The organism is Natronospira bacteriovora (assembly GCF_030848495.1).
Classification (GTDB): domain Bacteria; phylum Pseudomonadota; class Gammaproteobacteria; order Natronospirales; family Natronospiraceae; genus Natronospira; species Natronospira bacteriovora.
On the sequence record NZ_JAVDDT010000007.1, the window covers coordinates 117,509 to 143,536 of the forward strand.

At 63.4% G+C, this 26,028-nt stretch carries 25 protein-coding genes; 8 read left to right on the forward strand and 17 right to left on the reverse strand.

Annotated elements, in window-relative coordinates; genetic code table 11:
- Nucleotides 1-184: 184 nt before the first annotated feature.
- The 16 genes from RBH19_RS10980 to RBH19_RS11055 all read right to left on the reverse strand — a co-directional run bounded on the left by RBH19_RS10980 (nucleotide 185) and on the right by RBH19_RS11055 (nucleotide 15,263).
- Nucleotides 185-1,786: an electron transfer flavoprotein-ubiquinone oxidoreductase gene (locus RBH19_RS10980; protein ID WP_306728903.1), complete on the reverse strand. Its 1,602-nt coding sequence runs from the start codon at nucleotides 1,784-1,786 to the stop codon at nucleotides 185-187.
- 192 nt (nucleotides 1,787-1,978) lie between these two features.
- Nucleotides 1,979-3,160, reverse strand: coding sequence for a cyclic di-GMP phosphodiesterase (locus RBH19_RS10985; RefSeq protein ID WP_306728904.1), 1,182 nt, complete (start codon nucleotides 3,158-3,160; stop codon nucleotides 1,979-1,981).
- 336 nt (nucleotides 3,161-3,496) lie between these two features.
- Complete coding sequence (locus tag RBH19_RS10990; protein WP_306728905.1) at nucleotides 3,497-4,243, reverse strand: sulfite exporter TauE/SafE family protein; 747 nt, start codon at nucleotides 4,241-4,243, stop codon at nucleotides 3,497-3,499.
- Nucleotides 4,233-4,475 carry a cbb3-type cytochrome oxidase assembly protein CcoS gene (gene ccoS / locus RBH19_RS10995; RefSeq protein ID WP_306728906.1) on the reverse strand — a complete coding sequence of 81 codons (243 nt, stop codon included), beginning with the start codon at nucleotides 4,473-4,475 and terminating at the stop codon, nucleotides 4,233-4,235. Before ccoS ends, RBH19_RS10990 begins: the two co-directional genes overlap by 11 nt.
- Before the next feature lie 4 nt (nucleotides 4,476-4,479).
- Nucleotides 4,480-4,683 carry a hypothetical protein gene (locus RBH19_RS11000; protein ID WP_306728907.1) on the reverse strand — a complete coding sequence of 68 codons (204 nt, stop codon included), beginning with the start codon at nucleotides 4,681-4,683 and terminating at the stop codon, nucleotides 4,480-4,482.
- Nucleotides 4,673-7,132 carry a heavy metal translocating P-type ATPase gene (locus RBH19_RS11005; RefSeq protein ID WP_306728908.1) on the reverse strand — a complete coding sequence of 820 codons (2,460 nt, stop codon included), beginning with the start codon at nucleotides 7,130-7,132 and terminating at the stop codon, nucleotides 4,673-4,675. The genes RBH19_RS11000 and RBH19_RS11005 overlap by 11 nt, the downstream gene beginning before the upstream one ends.
- Nucleotides 7,133-7,134: 2 nt before the next feature.
- Entirely contained in the window at nucleotides 7,135-7,710 is a 576-nt protein-coding gene (locus tag RBH19_RS11010; protein WP_306728909.1) for a FixH family protein, read from the reverse strand.
- Between the two features lie 14 nt (nucleotides 7,711-7,724).
- Nucleotides 7,725-9,101, reverse strand: coding sequence for a cytochrome c oxidase accessory protein CcoG (gene ccoG, locus RBH19_RS11015; RefSeq protein ID WP_306728910.1), 1,377 nt, complete (start codon nucleotides 9,099-9,101; stop codon nucleotides 7,725-7,727).
- A gap of 27 nt (nucleotides 9,102-9,128) precedes the next feature.
- Nucleotides 9,129-9,392 carry a hypothetical protein gene (locus RBH19_RS11020; protein ID WP_306728911.1) on the reverse strand — a complete coding sequence of 88 codons (264 nt, stop codon included), beginning with the start codon at nucleotides 9,390-9,392 and terminating at the stop codon, nucleotides 9,129-9,131.
- Nucleotides 9,382-10,305, reverse strand: coding sequence for a cytochrome-c oxidase, cbb3-type subunit III (gene ccoP, locus RBH19_RS11025; RefSeq protein ID WP_306728912.1), 924 nt, complete (start codon nucleotides 10,303-10,305; stop codon nucleotides 9,382-9,384). The genes RBH19_RS11020 and ccoP overlap by 11 nt, the downstream gene beginning before the upstream one ends.
- Nucleotides 10,298-10,477, reverse strand: coding sequence for a cbb3-type cytochrome oxidase subunit 3 (locus RBH19_RS11030; RefSeq protein WP_306728913.1), 180 nt, complete (start codon nucleotides 10,475-10,477; stop codon nucleotides 10,298-10,300). The genes ccoP and RBH19_RS11030 overlap by 8 nt, the downstream gene beginning before the upstream one ends.
- Nucleotides 10,477-11,088 carry a cytochrome-c oxidase, cbb3-type subunit II gene (gene ccoO / locus RBH19_RS11035; protein WP_306728914.1) on the reverse strand — a complete coding sequence of 204 codons (612 nt, stop codon included), beginning with the start codon at nucleotides 11,086-11,088 and terminating at the stop codon, nucleotides 10,477-10,479. The genes RBH19_RS11030 and ccoO overlap by 1 nt, the downstream gene beginning before the upstream one ends.
- A 4-nt stretch (nucleotides 11,089-11,092) precedes the next feature.
- Complete coding sequence (gene ccoN, locus RBH19_RS11040) at nucleotides 11,093-12,517, reverse strand: cytochrome-c oxidase, cbb3-type subunit I (protein WP_306728915.1); 1,425 nt, start codon at nucleotides 12,515-12,517, stop codon at nucleotides 11,093-11,095.
- 430 nt (nucleotides 12,518-12,947) lie between these two features.
- The gene (locus tag RBH19_RS11045) at nucleotides 12,948-13,229 is read right to left on the reverse strand and encodes a peptidylprolyl isomerase (protein ID WP_306728916.1); all 282 of its coding nucleotides are present in this window, start codon (nucleotides 13,227-13,229) and stop codon (nucleotides 12,948-12,950) included.
- A gap of 257 nt (nucleotides 13,230-13,486) precedes the next feature.
- Nucleotides 13,487-15,121 carry an ATP-binding protein gene (locus RBH19_RS11050; protein ID WP_306728917.1) on the reverse strand — a complete coding sequence of 545 codons (1,635 nt, stop codon included), beginning with the start codon at nucleotides 15,119-15,121 and terminating at the stop codon, nucleotides 13,487-13,489.
- Nucleotides 15,105-15,263, reverse strand: coding sequence for a hypothetical protein (locus RBH19_RS11055; RefSeq protein ID WP_306728918.1), 159 nt, complete (start codon nucleotides 15,261-15,263; stop codon nucleotides 15,105-15,107). Before RBH19_RS11055 ends, RBH19_RS11050 begins: the two co-directional genes overlap by 17 nt.
- A gap of 22 nt (nucleotides 15,264-15,285) precedes the next feature.
- Between RBH19_RS11055 and sucC the strand changes: the two genes are divergently transcribed.
- The 3 genes from sucC (at nucleotide 15,286) to RBH19_RS11070 (ending at nucleotide 19,113) form a co-directional block, all read left to right on the forward strand.
- Nucleotides 15,286-16,449, forward strand: coding sequence for an ADP-forming succinate--CoA ligase subunit beta (sucC, locus tag RBH19_RS11060; protein WP_306728919.1), 1,164 nt, complete (start codon nucleotides 15,286-15,288; stop codon nucleotides 16,447-16,449).
- Nucleotides 16,450-16,520: 71 nt separating this feature from the next.
- Nucleotides 16,521-17,390, forward strand: a complete 870-nt coding sequence (sucD, locus tag RBH19_RS11065) for a succinate--CoA ligase subunit alpha (RefSeq protein WP_306728920.1) — start codon at nucleotides 16,521-16,523, stop codon at nucleotides 17,388-17,390.
- A gap of 97 nt (nucleotides 17,391-17,487) precedes the next feature.
- Nucleotides 17,488-19,113 carry an NAD+ synthase gene (locus tag RBH19_RS11070; protein WP_306728921.1) on the forward strand — a complete coding sequence of 542 codons (1,626 nt, stop codon included), beginning with the start codon at nucleotides 17,488-17,490 and terminating at the stop codon, nucleotides 19,111-19,113.
- A gap of 72 nt (nucleotides 19,114-19,185) precedes the next feature.
- Here the strand turns inward: RBH19_RS11070 and RBH19_RS11075 are convergent, their stop codons facing one another.
- The gene (locus tag RBH19_RS11075) at nucleotides 19,186-20,010 is read right to left on the reverse strand and encodes an outer membrane protein assembly factor BamD (RefSeq protein WP_306728922.1); all 825 of its coding nucleotides are present in this window, start codon (nucleotides 20,008-20,010) and stop codon (nucleotides 19,186-19,188) included.
- A gap of 127 nt (nucleotides 20,011-20,137) precedes the next feature.
- Between RBH19_RS11075 and rluD the strand changes: the two genes are divergently transcribed.
- The 5 genes from rluD (at nucleotide 20,138) to mrtJ (ending at nucleotide 25,890) form a co-directional block, all read left to right on the forward strand.
- Complete coding sequence (gene rluD / locus RBH19_RS11080) at nucleotides 20,138-21,139, forward strand: 23S rRNA pseudouridine(1911/1915/1917) synthase RluD (RefSeq protein WP_374728974.1); 1,002 nt, start codon at nucleotides 20,138-20,140, stop codon at nucleotides 21,137-21,139.
- Nucleotides 21,136-21,891 (forward strand): peptidoglycan editing factor PgeF, encoded by a 756-nt coding sequence (gene pgeF, locus RBH19_RS11085; RefSeq protein WP_306728924.1) that lies wholly within the window; start codon nucleotides 21,136-21,138, stop codon nucleotides 21,889-21,891. Before rluD ends, pgeF begins: the two co-directional genes overlap by 4 nt.
- Before the next feature lie 72 nt (nucleotides 21,892-21,963).
- On the forward strand, nucleotides 21,964-22,713 hold the full coding sequence (locus RBH19_RS11090) for a ZIP family metal transporter (RefSeq protein ID WP_306728925.1): 750 nt from the start codon (nucleotides 21,964-21,966) through the stop codon (nucleotides 22,711-22,713).
- A 91-nt stretch (nucleotides 22,714-22,804) separates the two neighbouring features.
- On the forward strand, nucleotides 22,805-25,408 hold the full coding sequence (gene clpB, locus RBH19_RS11095; protein WP_306728926.1) for an ATP-dependent chaperone ClpB: 2,604 nt from the start codon (nucleotides 22,805-22,807) through the stop codon (nucleotides 25,406-25,408).
- A gap of 11 nt (nucleotides 25,409-25,419) precedes the next feature.
- The gene (mrtJ, locus tag RBH19_RS11100) at nucleotides 25,420-25,890 is read left to right on the forward strand and encodes a JDVT-CTERM system glutamic-type intramembrane protease MrtJ (RefSeq protein ID WP_306728927.1); all 471 of its coding nucleotides are present in this window, start codon (nucleotides 25,420-25,422) and stop codon (nucleotides 25,888-25,890) included.
- Nucleotides 25,891-26,028: the final 138 nt, after the last annotated feature.

The window sequence follows — 26,028 nt, forward strand, 5'->3', positions numbered from 1 at the left end:
CTGATGGGAAGTGAACAGTTCCCAGTTCCCAGTGAACAGTAGGGCCGTAGCCCGTGAAGTTGCGGTGCCGCTTCGGCAAGGCCCCGGTAGGGAACCTCTGATTTTGAAATGGCAACGGTGTCTCAGGAACCAGTAGGCCCTTCGGTTGGCTCGGCCAGCTGTTCACTGGGAACTGTTCACTAATCTACAGATTCTGGTAATTCGGCCCTGAGCCCCCCTCGGGCGTCACCCAGTCGATGATCTGGTACGGATCCTTGATGTCGCAGGCCTTGCAGTGAACGCAGTTGGCGGCATTGATCTGCAGGCGCTTATTGCCGTCTTCTTCAACCATCTCGTATACGTTGGCCGGGCAGAATTTGGTGCAGGGGTTTCCGAACTCCTCGGCACAGCGGGTTACGCAGATGTCGGTGTCGCGCACCTTGAGGTGCACCGGCTGGCTTTCATCATGGGCCGTGGCCGCATGGAAGACCGAGGCCAGGCGATCCCGGGGCGGCAGCTCGCGAGCCACCCAGTGGCGTTCCACCGCTTCCGGCTGCTCCTTCAGCTGTCTGAGCTGGGCGTGGTCGGCGTGATTCCCCAGCGTTCGCGGCAGCTTGCCGAAGGTGACGGTCTCCACCGCGGCGGTGAAAAGCCCTCGCCAAAGACCCTTGTTGAAACCCGGGCGGATGTTGCGAACCTTTTTCAGTTCCCGACCCGCCGCGGAGGCCCGGAAGCGGGCGTCGAAACCGGCCGTATCGGCCTTCTCATGCCAATGATCGGCCGCTTCCATGCCGGAGCGAATGGCCTGGTGGATGCCCTTGATCTTGGGCACGTTCAGGGTGCCGGCGGCATCGCCGATCAGCAGCGCGCCGGGCATGTCCATGGTGGGCAGGGACTGCCAGCCACCCTCGACGATGCTGCGCGCCCCGGCGGAAATGATCTCGCCGCCCTCCAGAAGCTTCTTCATTTCCGGGTGGTGCTTGAACTGCTGGAAGGCCTCAAAGGGGGAGAAGTGCGGGTCTTCATAATCCAGACCAACCACGAAACCAATGTAGACCTGGTCGTTTTCCAGGTGATAGACAAAGGAGCCGCCGTAGGTCCGGCTGTCCAGGGGCCAGCCCTGGCTGTGCTGGATCTTGCCGGGTTCGCCGCAGCCCTCCGGCAGCTGCCAGAGCTCCTTCATGCCCAGGCCATAGGTCTGGGGAGAGGCCTTGCCGTCCAGCTCGTACTTCTGGATCAGGGTCTTGGAGACGTTGCCGCGGCAGCCCTCCGCGAGCACGGTGAGTCCGGCATGAATATCCACCCCCGGGGCGAAGTTGGGGCCCGGTGAACCATCGGCCTGCAGGCCCATGTCCCCGCAACGCACCCCCATGACAGCGCCATCGCCGTCGAAAAGTGCCTCGGCGGCGGGGAAGCCGGGGAAGACGTCGATGTCCAGGCTCTCCGCTTTCTCCGCCAGGCGGCGGTTGAGCGCGCCCAGGGAAACGATGAAGTTGCCGTGGTTCTTCATCTGCGGCGGCGTGGGCAGCCGGTAGCGTTTCTGCGGTGTGAAGAAGAGAAACTCGTCCTTGCCGGCGGGGACACAGACTTCGGGCGGGTTGTCCCGCCATTCCGGCCACAGGGTATCCAGGGCACCGGGTTCCATGACCGCGCCCGAGAGGCTGTGGGAGCCGATTTCCGCGCCTTTCTCCAGGACACAGATGCTGGTGTCGGGATTGAGCTGGCGCAGGCGGATCGCAAAGGACAGACCGGCCGGGCCGGCGCCCACCACCACTACATCGTATTCCATCACATCGCGTTCGGACATGAATCCCCCTCAGATCGGGTCCGGGTGTGTCGCCCCGGCCAGGGCCGGCGGCAAAGACAAGACGCCAATTCTAACGGAGGCAGGGTGTGATTTCAGCCGAGCCGGCCCGGTTTGAGGCCGTCTGGGTGGCTGTATTGGGCAAAAATGGCGCCTCAACCGTGCTCGGGCGCGCAATCGGCCTGGTTCGAGCGTTCAGGCGGCCAGCAGCTGGTCGCTGATGAATCGCATCAGCCGGCTGTGGTCCCAGTCGGGTGGATCCAGGCTGCGTATCCGTCGCGGATGACGTGGCAGGGACAGGTCGGTCAGGTTCCAGCGGGTTTTCGCGCCGTTTCCGCGGCGCATGGCAATGATCGGGTTGAGTCTTGCTTCCGGTTTGCTGTCCACCACCACGGCCCGGGAACCGTTATCGAGTGATACACAGGTGCCTGCCGGGTAGATGCCCATCAGGAGCACGAAGGACTGCACCAGTTCAGGGTCCCAGCGGTGCCCGGCCTGGCGGGCGAGCTCGAGCATGGCCCGGTAGCCGGACATGGCTGGAAAGCCGGGGCGGCTCATGGTCATGGCGTCGTAGGCATTGACCAGGCCGATGACACGCACGGGCTGTTCGATCTGCTCGCCTCGCAGTCCGTCGGGAAAACCGCTGCCATCGAGACGTTCCTGGTGATTGCGCACCATTGTGAGCACCCGGGGGTGCAGGCCGCAATCCTGCAGCAATTTGTGGCCGTAGACCGGCGCCTGCTGAATCTGTTTCCACTCCGTCGAACTCAATGGTGCCTGTTTACTGAGAAGACGAGGAGGCAGGCAGAGCTTGCCCACATCATGCAGCAACCCGCCCAGTGCCATTTCGGCCTGTTGCCAGGTTTCCATCTTCAACGCCTGGCCCATCATGATTGCCAGGGTGCAGACATTGACCGAGTGCTCGGCCAGGGTGTCTTCATGTTCACGCAGGGTGAGCAACCAGCGGGCCACTTGCGGATAGGCGGTTACCTGGGTGTGTAACTCGGTAACGGCGGGGGCCAGTTCGTCCAGATCCAGCTGGCTATACTTGCGCAGGCGGGTGTTCACCCGTGTGCAGGCATCCAGGGCCATCTCGCGGGCCTGGCCAAGGGCTTCCAGGCCATCCTTGAACTGCCGTTTGAGTGGTGCCAGGTCGGAGCAGGTGGCTTCCGGCCGAGACGCTGTTTCAACCGCCACACGGGATCGCTCGCAATCAACCCAGACATGGCGACAATAGGTCCTTAGGGTTTCAAGCTCATTGTGGCTGGTAATTTCGAAGCCCTGGAACAGAAACGGTGTTTCTACCCAGGGACGATCCAGGGCGCTGACGTAATGCCCCGGTTGCAAGGCTTCGACGGGAATGTATTGCACTGCCATTGCCGGTCTTTCCTCCCCTTTTGGCTGAAAGGATCAGCCTTTTGACGCTCCCGGCATCCATTCTTCCTTTCTTATTGGCAGTCCGTGCCCCCAAGTGGAGCGGTATCGCTTGATCAGAATGTTCCCCCTTCGAGTCAAGGCGGCCCTGATTCTTATCTGAACCTAGGAGTCGATTAACCATAAGTCCAGTGATTCTGGGCAAGTCGGGTGACTTACCGTGAACGGTCTGACAGTCGGTGATTCGATCCCGATCAATGGTGCATGAATGTAGAAAAGGTATTCACATGTTGAGTGCTGTCAGGCACGACAGTCACCCTCCATTTCATTCCACTGAAATCATGGATCGATTGAATGGCATTCAAGGGCAGCGTGGGAGTGGTCGGATGCTTCGTGCTCACCCTGGATGTGGCTGACTGGGAAAACGGCCGTCCACAAGCCAAAGCCGATCAGCAGGGCACCGGCCGTGCGGCGGAAGGTGGTGGTCTGCCGTAGCCGGTTGATCTGTCCGCCCATCATGGTGGTGCCGGTCATGGCTGGCAGGGTGCCGAGGCCGAAGGCGAGCATGATGGCTCCCCCGGTGAGTGGGTCACCGGAGACCGCGGCCGCGAGGACCAGGGTGTAGACCAGGCCACAGGGCAGCCAGCCCCAGAGGGCGCCCAGGGCGAGGGCATGCAAGGGGGTTCGCGGAGGCAGGAAGCGCCGGGCCAGCGGTGCCAGTTTTTGCCAGACGCGCCCGCCGAGCTGCTCGATGCGGCGCAGTCCGCTCCAGTTAAAGGCCAGCTGGAAACCGATGGCCAGCAGGATCAGGGCCGTGGCAATGCGCAGGGTACCGGCCCAGTGGGGCAGGGAAAGGGCGGCCCCGCCCAGCGCCACCAGGGCGGCCGCCGCGGTACCAATGAGCATGTAGCTACCCACCCGGCCCAGGTTGTAGAGCAGGGCATTGATACCGCCTCTGAGACGATGCTCGCCGGCCCCACCGGCCATTCCCAGTGCCCCGGCGATACCGCCGCACATGCCAAGGCAGTGGGCACTGCCGGCCAGACCGGCCAGGAAAGCCGCCAAGAGGGTGATCTCAGCGCCCATGGCCGGCATCATCCTCCTGTCCGTCACGCCCCTCGCTGTCCGCTTCCGTCGTCGACGTACCGCGACTGGCCCGACGGTGCCGCCGTTCCTCCCGATCCTCATCCATCAGGACGGACCACGCCGGGCTGTCCAGATCATCGTATTGCCCGCTGCGCACCGCCCAGAAAAAGGCGGCAATGGCCAGGCCGATGAGGATGATGCCGATGGGGATGGAGACAAAAATGATGTTCATGGCTTCATAGCGATTGTTGCCAATAATGGGCGGTGATAGTGAACAGTTCCCAGTTCCCAGTGAACAGCTGGCCGTGCCCGTGAAAATGCCCTGCCGCTATGGCAGGACCGTGCCAATTTGAGGCTTTGTGTGGCACCAGCATTTCAGGAAACAGGAGGCTGTTCGGCGGGCACAGCCAGCTGTTCACTGGGAACTGCTCACTGTTCACTTGTTTTTCCCAACCGCCGCGCATTCAAGACCACCACCACCGAACTCAGGGTCATGCCGGCGGCGGCCACGTAAGGCGCCACCAGGCCCAGTGCGGCCAGGGGCAGCATGCTGGCATTGTACGTGGCCGAGAAGGCCAGGTTCTGGCGGATGGTTCTCAGGGTGCGTCGGGCAGCACTGACGCCGTCGGCGATGCTACCCAGGCGGTCGCCGAGGGAAATCATGCCGGCGCTGGTCTGGGCCAGGGCCGTACCCTGGTTGAGCGCGGCCGAAATATTCGCGCCGGCCAGGACAGGGGCATCATTGATGCCGTCGCCCACCATGAGCACGATGGCACCGTCCTTCTGCAGTTCACGCACGCGCTCGAGCTTGTCTTCCGGGCTCATGCGGGCCTGCCAATGGCTGATACCGATGGCTGAAGCCGTCCGGCGAACGGGTTCGACGGCATCCCCACTGAGGATCTCCAGCTGCAGCCCGAGCGCCTTCAACCGTGCCATGGTCTCGGTGGCATCGTCGCGCAAGGGATCATCCAGGCGGAATAGCGCGATGGCACCCGCTTCGCTGCCGAGCGCCACCCAGGCCTCGTCCAGCTCGTTCTTGTCCAGGCCGTGGGTGGCGGACAGTTCGGCCACCCAGTCCGGCCGCCCGATGCGATGGCGCCGGCCGTGAATCATGCCTTCCACGCCCTGGCCACGGTGGGTCTCCACAGCGTCGGCCGAGACGTTGCCCCGGCCCGAATCGAAGGCCCGCGCCAGGGGGTGCTCCGAACCCTTTTCCAGAGCCGCGGCCAGTGCCCGGGCATCGCTTTCGCCGTGATTGCCCAGTGTCCGGGTTTCCACGATGCGCAACTCGCCTCGGGTCAGGGTGCCGGTCTTGTCCAGGACGACATGGGTCACCTTGGCCAGGGTTTCCAGGGCATCGGAACGGGTGACCAGCAACCCGCGGCCGGCCATGTGATTGGTGCCGGCCGCCAGGGCGGTGGGCGTGGCCAGGGACAGGGCGCAGGGGCAGGTGGCGATCAGCATGGCCAGGGTGACCGGGAAGGCCATGGCCGGATTCACATGCCACCAGATCGCAAAGACCGTGGCCGAGGCGATCAGCACCAGGGTGACGAAGACCCGGGCCACACGGTCGGCCAGACGGGTCAGGCCGGGGCGTTCGGCCTGGGCACGACTGAGCAGGCGACCGATGTGCGCCACGGTGCCATCCTGCCCGGTGCGGGTGACCCGCACCGTGACCGGATGGGAAACATTGAGGCTGCCACCGATCAGGGGGTCACCGGCGCCGCGGCTCAGGGGTCGGGATTCGCCGGTGAGCATGGATTCATCCACCCGGGTGTCACCCGCCAGCAGTACCCCATCGGCCGGAATGGTGCTGCCCGGGCGGACCAGGACGCGATCGCCCACACGCAGTTCCCGGACCGGCACCTGTTCTTCCCCTTCCCCGTCATTCAGGCGAATGGCGGTATCCGGCACCAGCCTGGCCAGGGCATCGGTAGTGGCATTGGCGCGATGCCGGGCCGCCATTTCCACATAGCGTGCCACCAGCAGAAAGAAGGTGAACATGGCGATGGAGTCGAAATACACCTCCGGGCCGCCGAAGAAGGTGACCCAGGCACTGGCGAAGTAGCCGGTGCCGATGGCCAGTGACACCGGTACATCCATGCCCGGCGCCAGGTTCTTCAGGTCCCGGATGGCGCCCATGAAGATGGGCAGGCCGGCGTAAAGAATCACCGGGGTGGCCACCAGCAGGCTGACCAGGCGCAGGAACTGCTCATGGCTGGCTTCCATGCCGTGAAACTGGCCGGCGTACAGGGCCACGGCGAACATCATCGCCTGCATCATGCCGAGGCCGGCCACGATCAGGCGGCGCATGGCGGATCGGCGTTCCTTCTGGGCCTGGGAGTCGGCGGCTTCGGGCAGCACCGGCTGCGGCTGGTAGCCAAGGCGGCTCATGTGCCCCATGAGATGGCTCAGGCGGACGCGATCCGGCCGCCAGCGCAGCAGGGCACGCCCGGTGGCCGGATTGACCCGGATTTCCTCAACGCCCTCGGCATCGTCCAGGCTGCGCTCGATCAGCCAGCCACAGGCCGCACAATAGAGACCGTCCACCAGCAGGGCGGCCTCGCGGCTGCCGTCAGCATGCTGATGGGTGAAATCTTCCTGAATGCGTTCTTCATCGAATCGGCAAAAGGCCTGGCTGTCCAGCGGCGTGTCTTCAGGCCGGCCGGTGGCTTCCGGGCGGTAGCGGTAAAAGGCATCCAGGCCGGAATCCAGGATCAGGCTGGCCACGGCCTGACAGCCGTGACAGCAGACCGGCTGATCCTCCTCGTCAATCCGCACCCGCAGATCCAGCCCTTCCGGTACGGCTTCGCCGCAGTGAAAGCAGTCAATGGTGCTGTGGTGATCCGCAGCCCCGGCGGTGCCCCGGCTGGACAAGGACACAGTCACCGTCAGATATCCTCAGGGTTCCAGCGCAGATCAGGGTGGCTTGGTGCGCGCCGATCTCCGTTCTGGTCACGGGTCGGGTGAATCTCCAGATGATCCTCGTGCACATCCAGGGCCGAGGCCAGCCGCCAGTCGCCTTCCATCGGTTCCAGACGCACATAATGCCGACCGATGACCGGCTTGCCGATGTGACCGCGATACAGCCCCGTGCCATCGGCTTCCAATTCCAGCCTGCGGTCACGGCGTGCGTGGGTGGCATGGGAGAGATAGAGTTTGAGACGCTCGGGGGTGTCGTCACCGCCCTGCAGATGAACCGTGATCTGGCCGTCGGCACGACCCACCACGAAACTGGCTTCCAGTCCCAGCTCACCGGCCCGCCGTTCCAGAGCGAAATCCTTGTGGATGGCGCGTCCGGCCTGATAATAGTTGTCCACCACCTTGTCGTCGCCCTGGGTGACCGCCGTGTACAAGAGGCTGAGGCCAACGACAATGGAGGCCATGGGGGGCGCAAGGACGAACCAGAACCAGAACTGGCGCCAGGCCGGTGCCGGCTTTGCGGAATCCCTGTTTGCGGCTTTCATTCGCTTCACCTCGTTCAATCGGGCATCGGGCCGTGGAATCGGGCTCGACTGCGGCTGAAGACCGAGGGATCGTCCTCGGCCACCAGTCTGAATTCAATGGGATTGCCCGGTCCGGAGACGGCATCACGCGCTACGCGCACGCGAGCAGTGACATTGTCCGTGCCACCGGGGCCAAGGCGGATGGTTTCCGGTCGGGTGATGACTTCCATTCCATCCAGACCACTCACTTCCAGCCGGAAGTGGCGTTCCTCCATGCGCTTGTTGAGAATCCGCAGGCTGTAGACATTTTCCAGCGTCTGGAAATCCACTTCCCGGTACATCACATTGCGGTCCGCCAACACTTCCATGTTGACCTCGCTACGCAGTGTGATGCCGGTGACGGCGCCGGCCATCAACAGCAGCAGCAGGGTGCCGTAGATGAAAACTCGTGGTCGCAGGATGCGGGATGGTTTCCCTTCCAGCGCGTTTTCCGTGGTATAGCGGATCAGGCCGCGGGGATAGTCCATCTTGTCCATCACCTGATCACAGGCATCGATACAGGCCGCGCAGGCAATGCATTCGTATTGGAGTCCCTTGCGGATGTCGATGCCGGTGGGGCAGGCCTGAACGCAGAGGTTGCAGTCGATGCAGTCGCCCAGGCCTTTCTCCTGCGGGTTCACACCACGGGAGCGCCCGCCGCGTGGCTCTCCGCGCTGTTCATCGTAGGAAATGATCAGGGTATTGCGGTCAAACATCGCGCTCTGGAAGCGCGCATAGGGACACATGTAAATGCACACCTGCTCGCGCAGGAACCCCGCATTGCCCCAGGTGGCAAAACCGTAGAAGAGTGACCAGAAGGTTTCCCAGGGGCCCAGGCTGAAGGTGGTGGCGCGGGCCATCAGTTCAGTGATCGGGGTGAAATAGCCGACAAAGGTCAGGCCCGTCCACAGGCCCAGCAGCACCCAAAGCACATGCTTGCTACCGCGACGGACGAGTTTGTCCCGGTTCCAGGGCGAGCGATCCAGCTTGATGCGTTTCTGGCGCGGTCCTTCGGTCCAGCGCTCGATCCACATGAAGAGTTCAGTCCAGACCGTCTGCGGGCAGGCGTAACCACACCAGAGTCGTCCGGCCAGGGCCGTGAAGAAGAACAGACTCAACGCGGCAATGATCAGTAGCAGGGCGAGAAAGACGAAATCCTGTGGCCAGAAGGTCAAAGCGAAGAGATGAAATTGACGAGCCGGCAGGTCGAACAGCACGGCCTGACGCTCGCCCCATTGCAGCCAGGGCAGGCCGTAATAGATACCCAGCAATACGATGACGCTGAGTACGCGCAGATTCTGGAAGACGCCCTTGACCTCACGGGGATGGATCTTCTCCCGTGCAGCATACATCTCACCGCTGTTGTCCGGCATGCTCACGTTCCTGACCTCATCTTGTCGTCATTGCCGGCGGCTGGAGGGCTCGCCCGGGCCCAGAAGCAGAATGGTCAGCAGGCTGGAAGCGAGCCCCACCATCCAGAACATGAAGAAACCGATGGTGTAGCCGGCCATGCGGCTCAGCTCCAGGCCGGGCACGGTTTCAAGACGCAGCATCTCGGGGTCAATACTGGCGAAGAAGATGCCGCTGGCCCCTCCGGCCACCAGAAACGATGGCCAGAGGGTGCTGCCGAGCAGCCGCAGGCGCCCTGCCTTATTACTCTGCATGATCACTCTCGCTGCCATTGGGGCGTTGATCCATGGACAGACTGAGCACATAGGCCGCCAGCAGGTAGGCCCGATGCTCACCGAGAATGTCCTTCTGGGCGGGCATTTCCGCGGCCCGGCCTTCACGGATGGAGCGCTCGATGGCCTCACGGGTGCCGCCATAGACCCAGATATCATTGCTCAGGTCGGGCGCGCCCAGTGCCTGATTGCCCTTGGCGTCCTGGCCGTGGCAGGCCGCGCACTGCTGGGAGAACAGGCCCCGCCCGCGTTCCACCAGTTCCTCGGGCGCATCCCGGTCGTTGAGATGGAAGACATAGGCCGTGACGGCTTCCACGCCCTCCTCACCCAGTGCCGCACCGAGAGCCGGCATGATGCCCTGACGGCCATCCATGATGCTGCTCAGTACCTGTTCCGGTTCGCCGCCCCATTTCCAGTCGTCATCGCTGAGGCTTGGAAACCCCGGGCGGCCACCGGCGTCGGTGCCGTGACAGACCGCGCAGTTATTGGCAAACAAGCGGCGTCCGGTCTGCATGGCCTCATCATGGCGCGCCAGCACCAGCAGATCCTTTTCCGCGTAGCCGGCAAACAGGGGGGCGACCTCTTCCTCGACTCGCTGCACTTCTTCCTCATACTGGCTGTACTGGGACCAGCCCAGCATTCCCGGGTAGGCGCCCAGTCCGGGGTAGAGGGCGAGATAGATCAACCCCCAGACAATGGTCGCGTAGAACAGCCACAGCCACCAGCGCGGCATGGGCTGATTGAGCTCCGTGAGCCCGTCCCAGGAATGGCCGGTGGTCTCGTGAGCCGCCCCTTCACCGGGGCGCTTCTTGTTGGTCCAGCGAATCAACCAGACACAGGCCAGGATGTTGGCCACCACGATAATGCTGATATACCAGCTCCAGGCGCTACTCATGATCCCTGTCTCCTCCCATGCGGCGTTCCGCCGGCTTGTCGTCTTCCAGGGGCAGATTGGCTGCTTCCTCGAAATCCTGCTTTCGGCGCTTGCTGTAGGCCCATGCCACGATGCCGATGAAGATCAGCAGCAGTAGCAGGGTCAGCAGGCTGAAGAAGGTCTCCATGGTCATCAGCGATTCCTCTCGAAGTTCGTGCCGAGACTCTGGAGATAGGCAATCAGCGCCTCCATTTCGGTCTTGCCTTCCAGTTCTTCGGTCTCGCGTTCGATCTGCAGATAGGTGTAGGGCACGTTCAGCCACTGCATCTGGGCTACCATGCGCTTGGCGACGGCATTGGGGTTGAGCTCGCGCTCGGCCAGCCAGGGATAGGACGGCATGTTGGATTCCGGCACCACATCACGCGGATTCATCAGGTGCACGTAATGCCAGTAATCCGAATACAGGCCGCCCACGCGGGCCAGGTCCGGCCCGGTGCGCTTGGAACCCCAGAGGAAGGGCCGCTCATAGACGAACTCGCCGGCTACCGAGTAATGGCCATAGCGCTCCGTCTCGGCCCGGAATGGGCGGATCATCTGGGAATGGCAGACGTGGCAGCCTTCCCGGATGTAGATGTCCCGGCCGGCAAACTCCAGCGCCGGGAGCGGCTCGATGCCCTCGGCCGGTTGCGTAGTCTCGGTAATGAAGAACAGTGGAACGATCTGGACCAGGCCGGCCACACTGATCACCGCGGCAATCAGTACGGCCATCAGCGTCACATTCTTTTCAACGACGGCGTGACTCATTGGTTCAGGCCTCCTGGCTGGAAAGGGACGGAGCGGTGCTTGATGATTTCTCCGGGCGTGTGGTCATCCACACGTTCCAGGCCATCAGCAGCATGCCGATGAAGAAGATCAGGCCACCCAGCAGACGCACCATGTAATAGGGGTAAGTGGCCACCAGGGACTCCATGAATGTGTAGGTGAGCGTGCCGTCATCGTTCACGGCCCGCCACATCAGCCCCTGCATCACGCCGGCAATCCACATGGAGGCGATGTAGAGCACCACGCCGATGGTGGAAATCCAGAAGTGCCATTCAATGGCCTTGACGCTGTACATCTTCTCCTTGCCGAACAGGCGGGGAATGAGGAAGTAGATGGCGCCATAGGTGATGAACGCCACCCAGCCCAGGGCACCCGCGTGCACATGGCCGATGGTCCAGTCGGTGTAATGGGACAGGGCATTGACCGTCTTGATGGACATCATCGGCCCTTCGAAAGTGGCCATGCCGTAGAAGGACAGGGACACGATCAGGAATTTCAGGATCGGATCCGTGCGCAGCTTATGCCAGGCGCCGGACAGGGTCATGATGCCGTTGATCATGCCGCCCCAGCTCGGGGCCAGCAGGATGATGGAAAAGACCATGCCCAGAGACTGGCCCCACTCCGGCAGGGCGGTGTAGTGCAGATGATGGGGGCCGGCCCACATGTAGATGGAAATCAGGGCCCAGAAATGCACGATGGACAGGCGGTAGGAGTAGATCGGCCGGTTGGCCTGCTTGGGCACGAAGTAGTACATCATCCCGAGGAAGCCCGCCGTCAGGAAGAAGCCCACGGCATTATGGCCATACCACCACTGCACCATGGCATCCACGGCGCCGGCATAGACGGGATAGGACTTGGTCAAGCCGACCGGGATCACCAGGTTGTTGACGATATGCAGCACGGCCACGGCGATGATGAAGGCGCCATAGAACCAGTTCGCCACATAAATATGTTTCACCTTTCGGATGAAGATGGTGCCGAAGAAGACGAAGGCGTAGGCGATCCAGACCGCCGCGATCAGCAGGGCAATGGGCCACTCCAGTTCGGCGTACTCCTTGGCCTGGGTGATCCCCAGGGGCAGAGTGATGGCCGCCGCCACGATCACCGCCTGCCAGCCCCAGAAGGTGAAGGCCGCCAGCTTGTCGGAGATCAGGCGCACGCCGCAGGTCCGCTGGACCACCCAGTAGGAGGTGGCGAACAGGGCCGAGCCGCCGAAGGCGAAGATCACCGCATTGGTGTGCAGCGGCCGCAGGCGCCCGTAGCTCAGCCAGGCCGTGTCGAAGTTGAGGGCGGGCCAGATCAGCTGAGCGGCGATCCAGACGCCGACCAGCATGCCCACCACGCCCCAGACGACCGTCGCGACGGCGAATTGCCGGACGACCTTTTCGTTGTAATTGGGTGTGGCTTCCATCGTGTGAGGTCCCATGTTTTCGGGTGAGAGGGTGAAAAACCTCGGCGTTGCCGAGTCTCGCCGGGATTATCGGCCACCGGTCGGGACGTAAACTTGACGTGGATCAAGTTCGGGGCAGGGCGAAGCGGTGTGAGCCCCGTGCGCCCTCGTGAGCGTGTGCGCTGGCAATCACGGATCCATTGCCTCGCTGTAGGCGCGGATTTATCCGCGCATTCCCGCGCTCAGCTGGCAATCAGCCTGCTCAGGGGCAAATCAACCGCCATTGCGCGGATAAATCCGCGCCTACAGCGAGGCAATGGAGGTCATGGGGTCGTTTGAGGCGGCGGCAGGGGTGTCGATCACACAGGCGAATGGCCGGAACGGATCAGGTGCCAAAAAAAAACGGCGCCGGCTGAAGCCGGCGCCGTTGGGAGTAAACCGTTGTCCCGGCTCAGTCTTCCCGGCTGGTCACTTCCAGCAGGTGAAAGCCAAACTGGGTCTTGACCGGGCCCTGGACGGTGTTGACCGGGGCGCTGAAGACCACTTCGTCGAATTCCTTCACCATCATGCCCGGGCCGAATTCGCCCAGGTCGCCACCGCGGCCACCCGAGGGGCAGTTGGAGTGCTTCTGGGCCAGATCACCGAAATCGGCGCCAGACTCGATTTCCTGCTTGAGACGTTCACATTCTTCCTGGCTGTCCACGAGAATGTGTCTTGCGGTTGCCTTCGCCATATCAGCTTTCTCTCCAGATCGAATAAGGGGCAGGGGAAACAATAGCACAGCCCCCGCGCCGGGCGGCTTGGAAGGAGCAAGGAGCAAGGAGCAAGAAAAACCGGCTCGGGGGTTTTTGCTGTGGGAGAGGCTTTAGCCTCGATTGTGGCCAACAGAAGGCACTTTTCTAGGCTAAAGCCTCTCCCACAGCAGCCCGCAACTGTTTCGCCGTTTGCTCCTTGCTCCTCGCCCCTTGCTCCTGCCGGCAAAGCCGGCCATCAAGTCAGCCAGCGCTCCGGGTCGGCGAAGACGATGCGGAAAACGGTGTCGTTGCCCTGGCGTCGGTATTCCAGTCTTGCCCGGTTGCAGTCGCACAGTTCGCGGGCCACGAACAGGCCAAGGCCGGTACCTCGGGGGCTGGCGGTGTAGAAAGGCTCGAAGATGTGCTCGGCTTCATCCGGCGGGATGCCGGGGCCGTGATCCACCACTTCCAGCAGAGGACGATTGCGGGAGGGCAGGTAGGTGATTCGCAGGTGTACGCGTTCACCGGGGCCGTCTTCGCCGTGGAGCAGGGCGTTGTCCACCAGGTTCTGAACCACCTGATAGAGATGATCCGGATCCATATGCACCCAGATGTCCTCTTCCGGTACCGTAAGTCCGATGCGGGATTCCGGCAGTTTCCCGGTTTCTGTCATTTCCCGGCGGAAATCCCTGGCCCACTCACTCAGGTTCATGCGTCGGGGGTCGGTCTGCTCCCGCCGGGACAGCTTCAGCACCGTCTCAATGATGCGGTTGACCCGCTCCGTGTGGCGCTCGATGATCCCGTTGAGCTTGCGTTCTTCTTCTTGCAGGCGGGGCGATTCGGCCAGTAGCTGATTGGCGTGACGAATGGCGCTCAGAGGGTTGCGCAGTTCATGCGCGATGCTGGCGGTGAACCGTCCCAGCGCCGCCAGTTTCATCTCCTGGGCTCGCTGGCTCTGCAGGCTCCCGTCTTCGAGGAAGATGAGCGTGCCGGGGTTGTCCGGGTCGCCCAGTTCCGTGAAGCGGGGAACCACCAGCGTTTCGCCGTCAGCGGCGGTGAACGACGGTGGACGATCGTAGGGCTTGCGGCGCCGTGCCTCGACCAACTGGGTCAGCTGTCGCGACAGGTTTCGCACCGGCACGTTGCGGTAATGATCCGTGATGCCAAGGAATTGTGCGGCACTGCCATTGATCAGTTGCAGCCGATCCTGATGATCCACCACCACGATACCGGTGCGCAGCTGCTGGATGATGTAGTCGTTGAGCTCGGCCAGGTTGCGCAGGTCAAGACCGCGCTTGAGCGCCAGTGCCTCGCTTTCCCGCAGGCGCCGGGACAGGTGGGCGCCGACCACGGACATGATCATGAACAGCGCACCGAGGATGCCGGCGTGTGTGAAGCGCGGTTCGACCGTGTCCGGTGACCACGTCAGAAGAATCTCCTGAAACAGCATGACAAGGGTAATCAGGGCCGCCAGCGTGATAGACAGCCGGCTGCCCAGTATCAGGCTGGCGCCCGCCACGGGAATGAAAAGCAGGTTACCTAGCCCGGTCTCCAGGCCACCGCTGGCCCACAAAATCATGAAGTACAGGGCGCAATCGATGGATAGTTGACCAATGGCTTGAATTCGCACATTCGGCCATTGGCGGCGGAGGGTTACCGCGGTGACAATCGCCAGCAGCCCCAGCCCGAGGGTGGCAAACAGAAAAACGCCCTCCTGGCTGGCTCCCAACATGCCGCCGGCAGGCTGCAGATAGAATCCCATCAGGAACGACAGTGCCAGGCCAGCTCGGAACAGATTCAGCAGGCGCAGCGAACGCCAGCGCAGATTGAGATCGGCGCGGGGTGGGGTGTCTCGCCCCCCGACCTGTTCATCCTTAGCCCTTTCCGTCACCGGTCATCCCCGTTTTTTTGCGAATTTCTCCGATTTCCGCCAGAATACGCGTCTTTATCGCGGGCCGCAGCGGTTCGGGACGGTAGCAGGCCATCGGGCCGGTGACGCCATTCCCGGCGGTGCGGTTTTCCGTATCACCCATCCCCCAAGCCCGAGCTTACACGATGAATCTTCACGAATACCAAGCAAAACAGATATTTGCGGAATTCGGCGTTCCCGTTTCCGATGGTCGCGTAGTGAAATCCGCCGAAGAGGCCGTGGCCGCCGCCAAGGAACTCGGTGGCGACATGTGGGTCGTCAAGGCCCAGGTCCACGCGGGCGGTCGCGGCAAGGCCGGTGGCGTCAAGCTCACCAAGACGCCTGAAGAGGCCGGTGAGAAGACCAAGGAAATGCTGGGTTCGACCATCGTCACCCACCAGACCGGCCCGGAAGGCCTGCCGGTGCACGAGGTCTATATCGAGAAGGGCTCCGACATCGAGCGTGAGCTCTACCTGTCGGTGGTGGTGGATCGCGCCTCCGAGCGTGTGGTCTTCATGGCCTCCCCGGAAGGTGGTGTGGACATCGAAGAGGTCGCCGAAAAGACGCCCGAGAAAATCTTCAAGGTCACCGTGCATCCGGCCGCCGGCCTGCAGCCCTACCAGGCCCGTCAGCTGGCCTTTGGCCTGGAGCTGACCAAGGCCCAGCTGGGCGCCTTCACCAAGATCGCCGGTGGCCTGTACAAGATGTTCGAGGCCTGTGACTGCAGCCTGGTGGAGATCAACCCCCTGATCGTCACCCCGGAGGGTGAAATCAAGGCCCTGGACGGCAAGGTCAACCTGGACGACAACGCCCTCTACCGGCAGAAGCGGCTGGCCGAGATGCGTGACCTGAGCCAGGAAGACGAGGCCGAGGTGGAAGCCAGCAGGCATGACCTCAACTATGTCTCCCTGGAAGGCAACATTGGCTGCATGGTGAACGGCGCCGGTCTGGCCATGGCCACCATGGATGTGATCAAGCTGTCCGGCGGCCAGCCTGCCAACTTCCTGGATGTGGGCGGTGGCGCCACCAAGGAGCGGGTGACCGAAGCCTTCAAGCTGATCGTGTCCAACGAAGGCGTGAAGGCCATTCTGGTCAACATCTTCGGTGGCATCGTGCGCTGTGACCTGATTGCCGAAGGCATCATTGCCGCGGTGGAAGAGGTTGGCGTGAAGGTGCCGGTGGTGGTGCGCCTGGAAGGCACCAACGTGGATGAAGGCAAGGCCCTGCTGGAAAAGAGCGGCCTGGACATCATCCCCGCCGATGACCTCAGCGACGGCGCTGCCAAGGCCGTGGAAGCCGCCGGCCAGTAAGTTCGCCGCAACATTCACAGGGCGTGGCCCGCCATGCGGGCTACCAAGCAGAATCTCAAACGGGAAGCGACATGAGCATTCTTGTCAACAAAGACACCAAGGTGATCTGCCAGGGTTTCACCGGCAAGCAGGGCACCTTTCATTCCGAACAGTGCATTGCCTACGGCACCAAAATGGTGGGTGGCGTGACCCCCGGCCGCGGTGGCGAGACCCATCTGGGTCTGCCGGTCTTCAACACCGTGCACGACGCGGTGGCCGAGACCGGTGCCGAGGCCAGCATGATCTACGTGCCGGCACCCTTTGCCGCCGATGCCATCCTGGAAGCGGCCGATGCCGGCATCAAGACCATCGTCTGCATCACCGAGCACATTCCGGCGCTGGACATGGTCAAGGTCAAGGAGGCCATGAAGGAGCATGACTGCCGCCTGATCGGCCCCAACTGCCCGGGCATCATTACCCCCGGCGAGTGCAAGATCGGCATCATGCCGGGCCAGATCCACAAGCCTGGCAAGGTGGGCGTGGTCTCCCGCTCCGGCACCCTGACCTATGAAGCGGTGCACCAGACCACCCGTACCGGTCATGGCCAGTCCACCTGCGTGGGCATCGGTGGTGACCCGGTTCACGGCATGAGCTTCATTGACTGTCTGGAGCTGTTCGAGAAGGATCCCAAGACCGAAGCCATCATCATGGTGGGTGAGATTGGCGGCACCGACGAGGAAGAGGCGGCTGACTTCATCAAGAAGCACGTCAGCAAGCCGGTGGTGGCCTACATCGCCGGTGTCACCGCGCCGCCCGGAAAGCGCATGGGCCATGCCGGTGCCATCATTTCCGGTGGCAAGGGCACGGCGGACGACAAGTTCGCGGCCCTGGAAGCGGCGGGTGCCACCACGGTCAAGTCGCCGGCGGAACTGGGTCAGGCCATTCAGAAAGTCCTGCCCTGAACGGCGCAAGCGAGATGATCGTATCGGGTCCCCGTCCGGCTTGCCGGGCGGGGACTTCTTGTTTGGCGACTCAAAACCCTGAGGGGAGAGTGAGCACATGTCCGATGAGCTGAAGCTGGCGGTGGCCCAGCTCAATCTGGTGGTCGGTGACCTGGCCGGCAACCTGGCCCAGATGCAGGATGCGGCCGCACAGGCCCATGCCGACGGCGTGGATCTGTTGCTGTTTCCGGAGCTCAGTCTGTGCGGCTACTGCCCCGAGGATCTGCTTCTGTCTCCCGAGTTTCGCGAGCAGCTGTCCCGGGCCGAGGACGAGCTCCGGGCATCGCTTCCGGAAGGGCTGGCGATTCTCTATGGTGCCCCGGAGTATGGTGAAGAGGGTCTGTTCAACGTGGCCCGCCTCATCGACGGTGGCCGGCCGCTGGCCAGCTACCGCAAGCGTTGCCTGCCCAATTACGGTGTCTTTGACGAACAGCGCTGGTTCCAGGCGGGGGAGTCCGCCTGTGTGGTCGAATTCCGTGGCATTCGTCTCGGCCTGACCGTGTGCGAGGACCTCTGGCGACCGGGGCCGGCGGCCAGCTGTGCCGATGCCGGCGCCGAGCTGATTGTCAGCATCAGTGCCTCGCCCTATGCCCGTGACAAGGCCAGTGAACGGGATTGGAATTTCCGTCAGCGCTGGCAGGAATGCGGCCTGCCCATGGTGGTCTGCAATCTTCTGGGTGGGCAGGATGAGGTGGTCTTTGACGGCAACAGCCTGGCGCTGGATGGCAATGGCGAGGTGGTCATGCGGGCCCCGGAATGGGAGGCCGGCCTGTTCACCGTGGCGGTACGCCGCGAGGGTGGTCGCCTGGCGTTGGCCTCTGAAACCCGCGCCCCGATCCTGTCCACCGATGAAAGCCAGTATCGCGGTGCCGTGCTGGCGACCCGGGATTATCTCGGCAAGAACGGAGTCCGGCGGGCGCTGGTGGGACTGTCCGGCGGCATCGATTCCGCGCTGACCCTGGCCGTGGCCGGGGATGCCCTGGGTGCGGAGAATGTCACGGCGGTGATGATGGCCTCCCGCTATACCCGCGATATCAGCTTCCAGTGTGCCCGTGAACAGGCGCGTCTGATGGGCGTTGACTACCTGGAGCTGCCGATCGATGAAGGAGTGGCGGCCGTGACCGGCATCATCGATTCCGGCACGGGTGAGGCGCTCAGTGGCGTGGCGGCCGAGAACATTCAGGCCCGCCTGCGGGGCGCCATGCTCATGAGCCTTTCCAATCGGGACGGCGGCATGGTCCTGGCCACCGGCAACAAGAGCGAACTGGCCATGGGCTACGCCACGCTCTACGGTGACATGGTGGGTGCTTTCGCGCCGCTCAAGGATCTGACCAAGACCCGCGTGTATGCCTTGTCGCGCTGGCGCAATGAGCAGGGCAAGGTCATGCCCGAAGCCGTGATTGATCGGCCACCGTCGGCCGAGTTGCGGGCCGACCAGTATGACAGCGACAGTCTGCCGGACTACGCCGAACTGGATGCCATCATCGAGGCGTTCGTCGAGGCGGATTGCTCGGCGGAGGCTATCATCCAGGCCGGGCACGATGCCGCCACCGTTCATCGTGTCCTTGTCATGGTGCAGGCCAGTGAATACAAGCGCCGTCAGGGGGCGCCCGGTCCACGACTGAGCCGTCGTGCCTTCGGTCGTGACCGGCGTTATCCCATTGTCTCGCGCTTCCGGCGCTGAATCGCCTGTACGACCGGATTAAAAACGGCCTGTTGTCGCAGGCCGTTTTCTTCGTGTTTTCATGGAGTTGAGTCAGAGCGCCGGCGGACGCTGTCCCCGACGGTGCTCCGGGTAGCTGCGATCGAGAACCCGGCGGGTATCCGCTGCCAGAGTTTCCTCGCCCACGGCGGCATAGGCCTCAATCAGGATATCCAGGGCATAGGGCGTCACCGCATTGGGCTGCAGGTCTTCGACCACCCGCGTGGCGCGTGCCGCGGCGGCCATGTAGGCCCCCTGGTCCAGGTAATGCCTGGCCACGTACCAGTGATGCCGGGCCATGGTGTTGCGCAGGTAGATCATGCGCAGGCGGGCGTCATCGGCGTAGTCACTGTCAGGATAGCGTTCAACCAGTTCGCGGAAGGCATCAAAGGAACGCTCGGCGTTGCGGATATTCAGACGGGCGTGGTCGAAGCCAAGAACGCGGCGGGTAAAGGAGCCCCGGGTTTCGAACCAGGCCATCCCCTGCATGTAATAGGCGTAGGGCAGATGCTCACTGCGCGGGTTCTCGCGGATGAAGCGATTGGCCTGCTCAGCCGTTCCGCGACGATCACGCTGCAGGTAGGTAACAAATATCTGATCCAGCTGAGCCTGCTGGCCCTCCGGCGAGAAGGGGTAGCGTGCTTCCAGGCGGCGCAGGCTCTGCATGGCACCGTCAAAATTGCCACCCTGAATGCGGCGCCAGGCCTGTTCGTAGAGCTCTTCGGCGCTCATGCCAAGATCCACCGGTTGCCGGGGCTCCTGGGTGGTGCCACAGGCGGCAAGGCCGAGCAGGGCGGTAATCAGAATCACCCGGAAGGTGGTGCCGAGAGAGAAGCTGGAATCGTCGTGCTTGCCGTGCATGATGTTCGGCGGCTCCATGAATGTCTGCGAGTGGGCTGTCTGCAAATGTCTGCGTACCGCTGGATTCCCGTGGCCTCGGGGGGATGACGAGTGGGTGCGGTGGGCCCAAACCCGGTAGTATACCGACAAGTGAAAGCACACCCCAATGTTATCTGGAGTCCAGGGCTTGGCAGACGAAATCCCAATTCCCGATGAATACGCCGGCCAGCGTTTCGACCGCGTGCTGGCGCGGCTGTTCCCGGATTATTCCCGCAGTCAGCTCAAGGGCTGGATCGAAGCGGGGCATGCACGGCTGGACGGGCAGGCTGTAAGGCCCCGTGAGCCGGTGCACGGCGGGCAACTGGCCAGCCTTGATGCCCCCGATCGGCTCGATGAGCATTCTTCGGTCTCCGCGCAAGCGATTCCGCTGCATATTGTTTACGAGGACGAAGACCTCGTCGTGCTGGACAAGCCGCCCGGTCTGGTGGTCCACCCGGGAGCGGGCAATCCCGACGGCACCCTGGAAAATGCGCTGCTGCACCGCTTCCCGGAGCTGGCGGCCGTGCCCCGGCACGGTCTCATCCACCGTCTCGACAAGGACACCAGCGGCCTGCTGGTGATCGCCCGCAGCAGCCGGGCCCACGCTCGACTGACCGAGGCCATGCAGGCACGGGAGATCGTTCGGCGTTATCAGGCTTTGGTTATCGGCAGCATGCCCTCCGGGGGCACGGTGGACGCGCCACTGGCCCGGCACCCGGTGGATCGCAAGCGTATTGCCGTGCGCCAGGGGGGGCGCGAGGCCGTGACCCACTATCGTGTCGCCGAACGTTTCCCTTTCCATACCTTGCTGGACGTGAAACTGGAGACCGGGCGAACCCACCAGATCCGGGTGCACATGGCTCATGTGCGCTATCCCATTGTCGGTGATCCGGTTTACGGACGGCGCCTGTCCGTTCCCCGGGGCGCCACCGAGACCCTCGCCGAGTCCCTGCGCGGCTTCCGCCGTCAGGCCCTGCATGCGGCCCGGCTCTCCCTGACGCATCCGGTGAGCGGTGAAACCATCGAGGTCGCGGCTGAATTGCCGACGGATTTCCAGGCCCTGCTGCGCGCCCTGCGTGAAGATGCCCGGGCCCGGGAGGCCGAGGCCCGGAGGCGGGCGGACCGGTGAGCGCGCTGTATCTCGAAGCAGGGTGGACGGCGCATCCCGCCATCCGTGCCCTGACCACCTGGCGCCGGCATCCGGATCTGCCCGGCCATAGCCAGGGCGACTGGGCCGGGCTGAACCTGGGTGAGCACGTGGGCGATGATCCGGCTGCAGTGGCCGCCAATCGGGCGGACCTGCAGCGGGTCGCCGGGCTGCCGGAGGCCCCCCGCTGGCTGAACCAGGTTCATGGTACGGCCGTTGCGTACCTTCCCTCGGCTGAAGCGAGTACCAGAGCGGATGCCGCCTGGACCGATCAGCCCGATGTGGTCTGCGCCATCCTCACCGCCGATTGTTTGCCGGTCTTTGTCGCCGATCGTCAGGGACGGGCCGTCGGGCTGGCGCATGCAGGTTGGCGGGGACTGGCCGAGGGCGTGATCGAGGCGACCCTGGCCGCCATGGACAGGCCGGCCACGGAGCTGCAGGCCTGGCTGGGGCCAGCCATCGGGCTGGAGGCCTTCCAGGTGGGCGATGAGGTTCGTGCGGCGTTTCTGGATCGCCACGCCGGTGATGAGCCCTGTTTTCGGGCGGATGGGCCGGGACACTGGCGGGCGGATCTCCAGCGCCTCGCAAGGCATCGCCTTCAGCGTGCCGGCGTTGCCGATGTCAGTGCCGCCGCGGGCTGCACCTTCAGCCAGCCGCAACGCTTCTACTCGCATCGACGCTCGGCGCCCTGCGGGCGCATGGCCAGCCTGATCTGGATCGAGGGCAGCGCTTGACAGTGTTGTTATGATGTAACATTTCGCCGTTTCAAGCCAGGGTCCGTCCGCGGCCGACAGCAGGGGAACACCATGCCAGAGACACTCCAGGCCATGCTTTTCGTTGCCCTGGCCGGCCTGAGCGGAAGCCTGCTGGCGTCGCTGTTTCTGATCCTGCCGCTGCGTTTTCGCAGCCGAGCCCTGCCGATACTGCTCGCGTTCGCTGTGGGCGCCCTGCTCGGGGCAGCCTGGTTTGAACTCATTCCCCATGCCCTGAATGAGCTGGATGGCCGGGGCAGCGAAACGGTCGGCAAGGTCTTCTTCCTCTCGCTGCTGCTGGCCTTTCTGCTGGAGAAATTTCTGCGCTGGCGGCAGGCCCGACAGCCCCGGGCCCACAAGCCGGCGGGCCCGATGATTCTGCTCTCCGATGCCCTGCACAAGTTCGTGGACGGGGTGGTCGTCATTGCCGCCTGGTTGACCGATCCTTGGCTGGGTCTGGTTACGGCCCTGGCGGTGATTGCCCATGAAGTACCCCATGAACTGGGCAATATTGCCGTGTTGCTGGATAGCGGTTACCGGCGTCTGCAGGCCTTCCTGCTCAATCTGCTGGCCAGCGCCGCCATCATCCCCGGCGGTTTGCTGGCCCTGTGGTGGCTCGGACCGTTGTCGGCGGCGCGGCCCTTCGTGCTGGTACTGGCCGCGGCCCTGTTCTGCTATATCGCCCTCGCCGTTCTGGTTCCGGAACTGCATCGCGAGACCCGTTTTCGCGCCGGTCTGACCCAGATCATGGCAATTCTTGCCGGTTCCGCCATCATCTTCCTTGTCCACCACCTGGTTCACTGATCGCCCTGCAGTGAGCACTGCGCTTGAATCAGCGGCGAATGCCACCACTTTCAGGTCAGTGAAGCATCAGAACGGGGAAGAACCCATGCGAATGGATAAACTGACAAGCAAATTCCAGCTGGCATTGGCCGATGCCCAGTCCCTGGCGCTTGGCCGGGATCACCAGTTCATGGAACCGGTGCATCTCATGATGGCCATGCTGGATCAGGATGGAGGCGGTCTGCGCCCGCTGATGGACAAGTCTGGTATCGAGATCAATCGACTGCGTTCCAGCCTGGGCGAAGCACTGGATCGTTTGCCCACGGTGTCCGGGGGCGAGGCCGATGTACACCCCTCACAGAACCTCATCCGCCTGCTCAACAGCTGTGACAAGCTGGCCCAGAAGCGGGGCGACAGTTACATTTCCAGCGAGCTGTTCCTGCTCGCGGCGGTGGAAGATAAGGGCGACCTGGGTGGCATCCTGCGCAACTGTGGCGCGGTCAAGGGGGCCATCGAGAAGGCCATCGAGGAAGTCCGTGGTGGTGAGAGCGTGGATGACCCCAACGCCGAGGACCAGCGCCAGGCCCTGGAGAAGTACACCATCGACATCACCGAGCGCGCCGAGCAGGGCAAGCTGGATCCGGTGATCGGTCGCGACGAGGAAATCCGTCGCACCGTGCAGGTGCTGCAGCGGCGCACCAAGAACAACCCGGTGCTGATCGGGGAACCCGGCGTGGGCAAGACCGCCATCGTCGAGGGTCTGGCCCAGCGCATCGTCAACGGCGAGGTGCCGGAAGGGCTCAAGGACAAGCGCGTCCTGTCCCTGGACATGGGGGCCCTGCTGGCCGGCGCCAAATACCGCGGCGATTTCGAGGAACGGCTCAAGGCCGTGCTCAAGGAACTGGCCCAGGAAGAGGGCCGGGTGATCCTGTTCATCGACGAGATCCACACCATGGTCGGTGCCGGCAAGGCCGAGGGCTCCATGGACGCCGGCAACATGCTCAAGCCGGCCCTGGCTCGCGGTGAGCTGCACTGCGTGGGTGCCACCACCCTGGACGAATACCGCAAGTACCTGGAGAAGGACGCCGCCCTGGAGCGTCGTTTCCAGAAGGTGCTGGTGGATGAGCCCAGCGAGCAGGACACGGTGGCCATCCTGCGCGGTCTCAAGGAGCGCTATGAGGTTCACCACGGGGTGGAGATCACCGACCCGGCCATCGTGGCCGCCGCCGCCCTGTCCCATCGCTACATCACCGACCGGCAGCTGCCGGACAAGGCCATCGACCTGATCGACGAGGCCGCCAGCCGCATTCGCATGGAGATCGACTCCAAGCCCGAATCCATGGATCGACTGGAACGGCGTCTGATCCAGCTCAAGATCGAACGCGAGGCCCTGAAGAAGGAGAAGGACGACGCCTCCCGCCGCCGCCTGGAGAATCTCGATCAGGAGATCGGGGAGCTGGAGCGCGAGTACGCCGACCTGGAGGAAATCTGGAAGGCCGAGAAGGCCTCGGTGCAGGGCGCCAGCCACATCAAGGAGGAGCTGGAGCGGGCGCGCACCGAGCTGGAAGCGGCGCGGCGTGCCGGTGACCTCGGTCGCATGTCCGAGATCCAGTACGGGCGCATCCCGGAGCTGGAGAAGAAACTGGCCGAGGCGGCCGACTCTGAACAGAGTTCTGAAACAAAACTCCTGCGCAACCGGGTCACTGACGAGGAGGTGGCCGAGGTGGTCTCCCGCTGGACCGGCATCCCGGTGTCCAAGATGCTCGAGTCCGAGAAGGAGAAACTGCTGAAGATGGAAGACGCCCTGCGCGAGCGCGTGGTGGGCCAGGATGAAGCCCTCAAGGTGGTGGCCAATGCCATCCGCCGTTCCCGGGCCGGTATCTCCGACCCCCACCGGCCCAATGGCTCCTTCCTCTTCCTGGGCCCCACCGGCGTGGGCAAGACCGAGTTGTGCAAGTCGCTGGCGAACTTCCTCTTCGACACCGAAGAGGCCATGGTGCGGATCGACATGTCGGAGTACATGGAAAAGCACTCCGTGGCTCGCCTGGTGGGCGCACCGCCCGGCTATGTGGGCTACGACGAAGGCGGGCAACTGACCGAGAAGGTCCGTCGCCGGCCCTACTCGGTGATCCTGCTGGACGAAGTGGAGAAGGCCCACCCGGATGTCTTCAACATCCTGCTGCAGGTGCTCGACGACGGTCGCCTGACCGATGGCCAGGGCCGCACGGTGGACTTCCGCAACACGGTGGTGGTGATGACCTCCAACCTGGGCTCCCAGGAGATTCAGGGCTTCACCCAGGACGCGGACTATGAAGCCATGAAATCGGCGGTCATGGAGGTGGTCGGGCAGCACTTCCGGCCCGAGTTCATCAACCGCATCGACGACGTGGTGGTCTTCCACGCCTTGGGTCGCGAGCAGATCCGCGACATCGCCAACATTCAGCTGGCCCATCTGCGGGCCAGACTGGGCGAGCGGGACATGCAGCTGGAGATCAGCGAGGCGGCCCTGGATCGTCTGGGCGAGGCCGGCTTTGACCCGGTCTATGGCGCCCGGCCGCTCAAGCGGGCCATCCAGCAGCGTATCGAGAACCCGCTGGCGGAGCGGATCCTGGCCGGGGAATTCGGTCCGGATGACACCATCCGGGTGGATGTGGAGGGTGAGGCCTTCCACTTCTCTGCCCAGGAGCAGGCACCGAAAGAAGCGGCGATCCATTGAGTGGCGGCGGGTTGAACAGACTTCGCTGGCAGCCGGTCTATCGCTTTCGCTTCGGCGGTATCCAGTGGACGGATCCGGTCCTCGGCCTGGCCCTTGCGGCCGGGCCGATGGCTTGGACAATCATGCTCTTTGTGCTGGTGCCGACGGAAGACTGGCTGTGGCCCCTGAGTGAGCCCTGGTTGTTCCTGATGCCGGTGCTGGTCTATCCGGTGCTGGAGGAGATCGTCTTTCGCGGGGTACTGCAGGACTGGCTGGCTTCTCTCAGCCGCAAGAGCTGGGGCATCCTGAGCCTGGCCAACATCATCACCAGCCTCTGCTTCGCCGCTCTGCACCTGATTCACCAGCCACCGCTCTGGGCGGCCCTGGTCTTCTTCCCCTCACTGATCTTCGGCTACTTCCGCGAACGCCACGACACCCTGGGCACGCCCATCCTGCTGCATGTGGTGTACAACTTCGGGGTGGTGTGGTTCTTCTGGGGATAGAAAAGAAGTTCCCAGTTCCCAGTTCCCAGTGAACAGTTGGCCGGCCCACCGGATGGTCTTGCGCGTTGGCGAGGCCCTGACAGTCCGAAGGCTCGGCTTGGATTAGACCTGTCAGTAAACAGTAGGCCCATGCGGTTT

Excerpts from the sequence above, each read along its gene's own strand:
- ccoP (WP_306728912.1), bottom strand. The coding sequence starts at position 10,305 with ATGAGTAGCGCCTGGAGCTGGTATATCAGCATTATCGTGGTGGCCAAC.
- ccoO (WP_306728914.1), bottom strand. The coding sequence starts at position 11,088 with ATGAGTCACGCCGTCGTTGAAAAGAATGTGACGCTGATGGCCGTACTG.
- RBH19_RS11070 (WP_306728921.1), top strand. The coding sequence starts at position 17,488 with ATGTCCGATGAGCTGAAGCTGGCGGTGGCCCAGCTCAATCTGGTGGTC.
- RBH19_RS11075 (WP_306728922.1), bottom strand. The coding sequence starts at position 20,010 with ATGGAGCCGCCGAACATCATGCACGGCAAGCACGACGATTCCAGCTTC.
- RBH19_RS11010 (WP_306728909.1), bottom strand. The coding sequence starts at position 7,710 with ATGAAAGCCGCAAACAGGGATTCCGCAAAGCCGGCACCGGCCTGGCGC.
- RBH19_RS11020 (WP_306728911.1), bottom strand. The coding sequence starts at position 9,392 with ATGCAGAGTAATAAGGCAGGGCGCCTGCGGCTGCTCGGCAGCACCCTC.
- RBH19_RS10990 (WP_306728905.1), bottom strand. The coding sequence starts at position 4,243 with ATGGGCGCTGAGATCACCCTCTTGGCGGCTTTCCTGGCCGGTCTGGCC.
- ccoN (WP_306728915.1), bottom strand. The coding sequence starts at position 12,517 with ATGGAAGCCACACCCAATTACAACGAAAAGGTCGTCCGGCAATTCGCC.
- rluD (WP_374728974.1), top strand. The coding sequence starts at position 20,138 with ATGTTATCTGGAGTCCAGGGCTTGGCAGACGAAATCCCAATTCCCGAT.
- ccoG (WP_306728910.1), bottom strand. The coding sequence starts at position 9,101 with ATGCCGGACAACAGCGGTGAGATGTATGCTGCACGGGAGAAGATCCAT.
- RBH19_RS11045 (WP_306728916.1), bottom strand. The coding sequence starts at position 13,229 with ATGGCGAAGGCAACCGCAAGACACATTCTCGTGGACAGCCAGGAAGAA.
- RBH19_RS11055 (WP_306728918.1), bottom strand. The coding sequence starts at position 15,263 with ATGGGTGATACGGAAAACCGCACCGCCGGGAATGGCGTCACCGGCCCG.
- RBH19_RS10980 (WP_306728903.1), bottom strand. The coding sequence starts at position 1,786 with ATGTCCGAACGCGATGTGATGGAATACGATGTAGTGGTGGTGGGCGCC.
- RBH19_RS11090 (WP_306728925.1), top strand. The coding sequence starts at position 21,964 with ATGCCAGAGACACTCCAGGCCATGCTTTTCGTTGCCCTGGCCGGCCTG.
- ccoS (WP_306728906.1), bottom strand. The coding sequence starts at position 4,475 with ATGAACATCATTTTTGTCTCCATCCCCATCGGCATCATCCTCATCGGC.
- clpB (WP_306728926.1), top strand. The coding sequence starts at position 22,805 with ATGGATAAACTGACAAGCAAATTCCAGCTGGCATTGGCCGATGCCCAG.
- sucD (WP_306728920.1), top strand. The coding sequence starts at position 16,521 with ATGAGCATTCTTGTCAACAAAGACACCAAGGTGATCTGCCAGGGTTTC.
- sucC (WP_306728919.1), top strand. The coding sequence starts at position 15,286 with ATGAATCTTCACGAATACCAAGCAAAACAGATATTTGCGGAATTCGGC.
- RBH19_RS10985 (WP_306728904.1), bottom strand. The coding sequence starts at position 3,160 with ATGGCAGTGCAATACATTCCCGTCGAAGCCTTGCAACCGGGGCATTAC.
- RBH19_RS11030 (WP_306728913.1), bottom strand. The coding sequence starts at position 10,477 with ATGACCATGGAGACCTTCTTCAGCCTGCTGACCCTGCTACTGCTGCTG.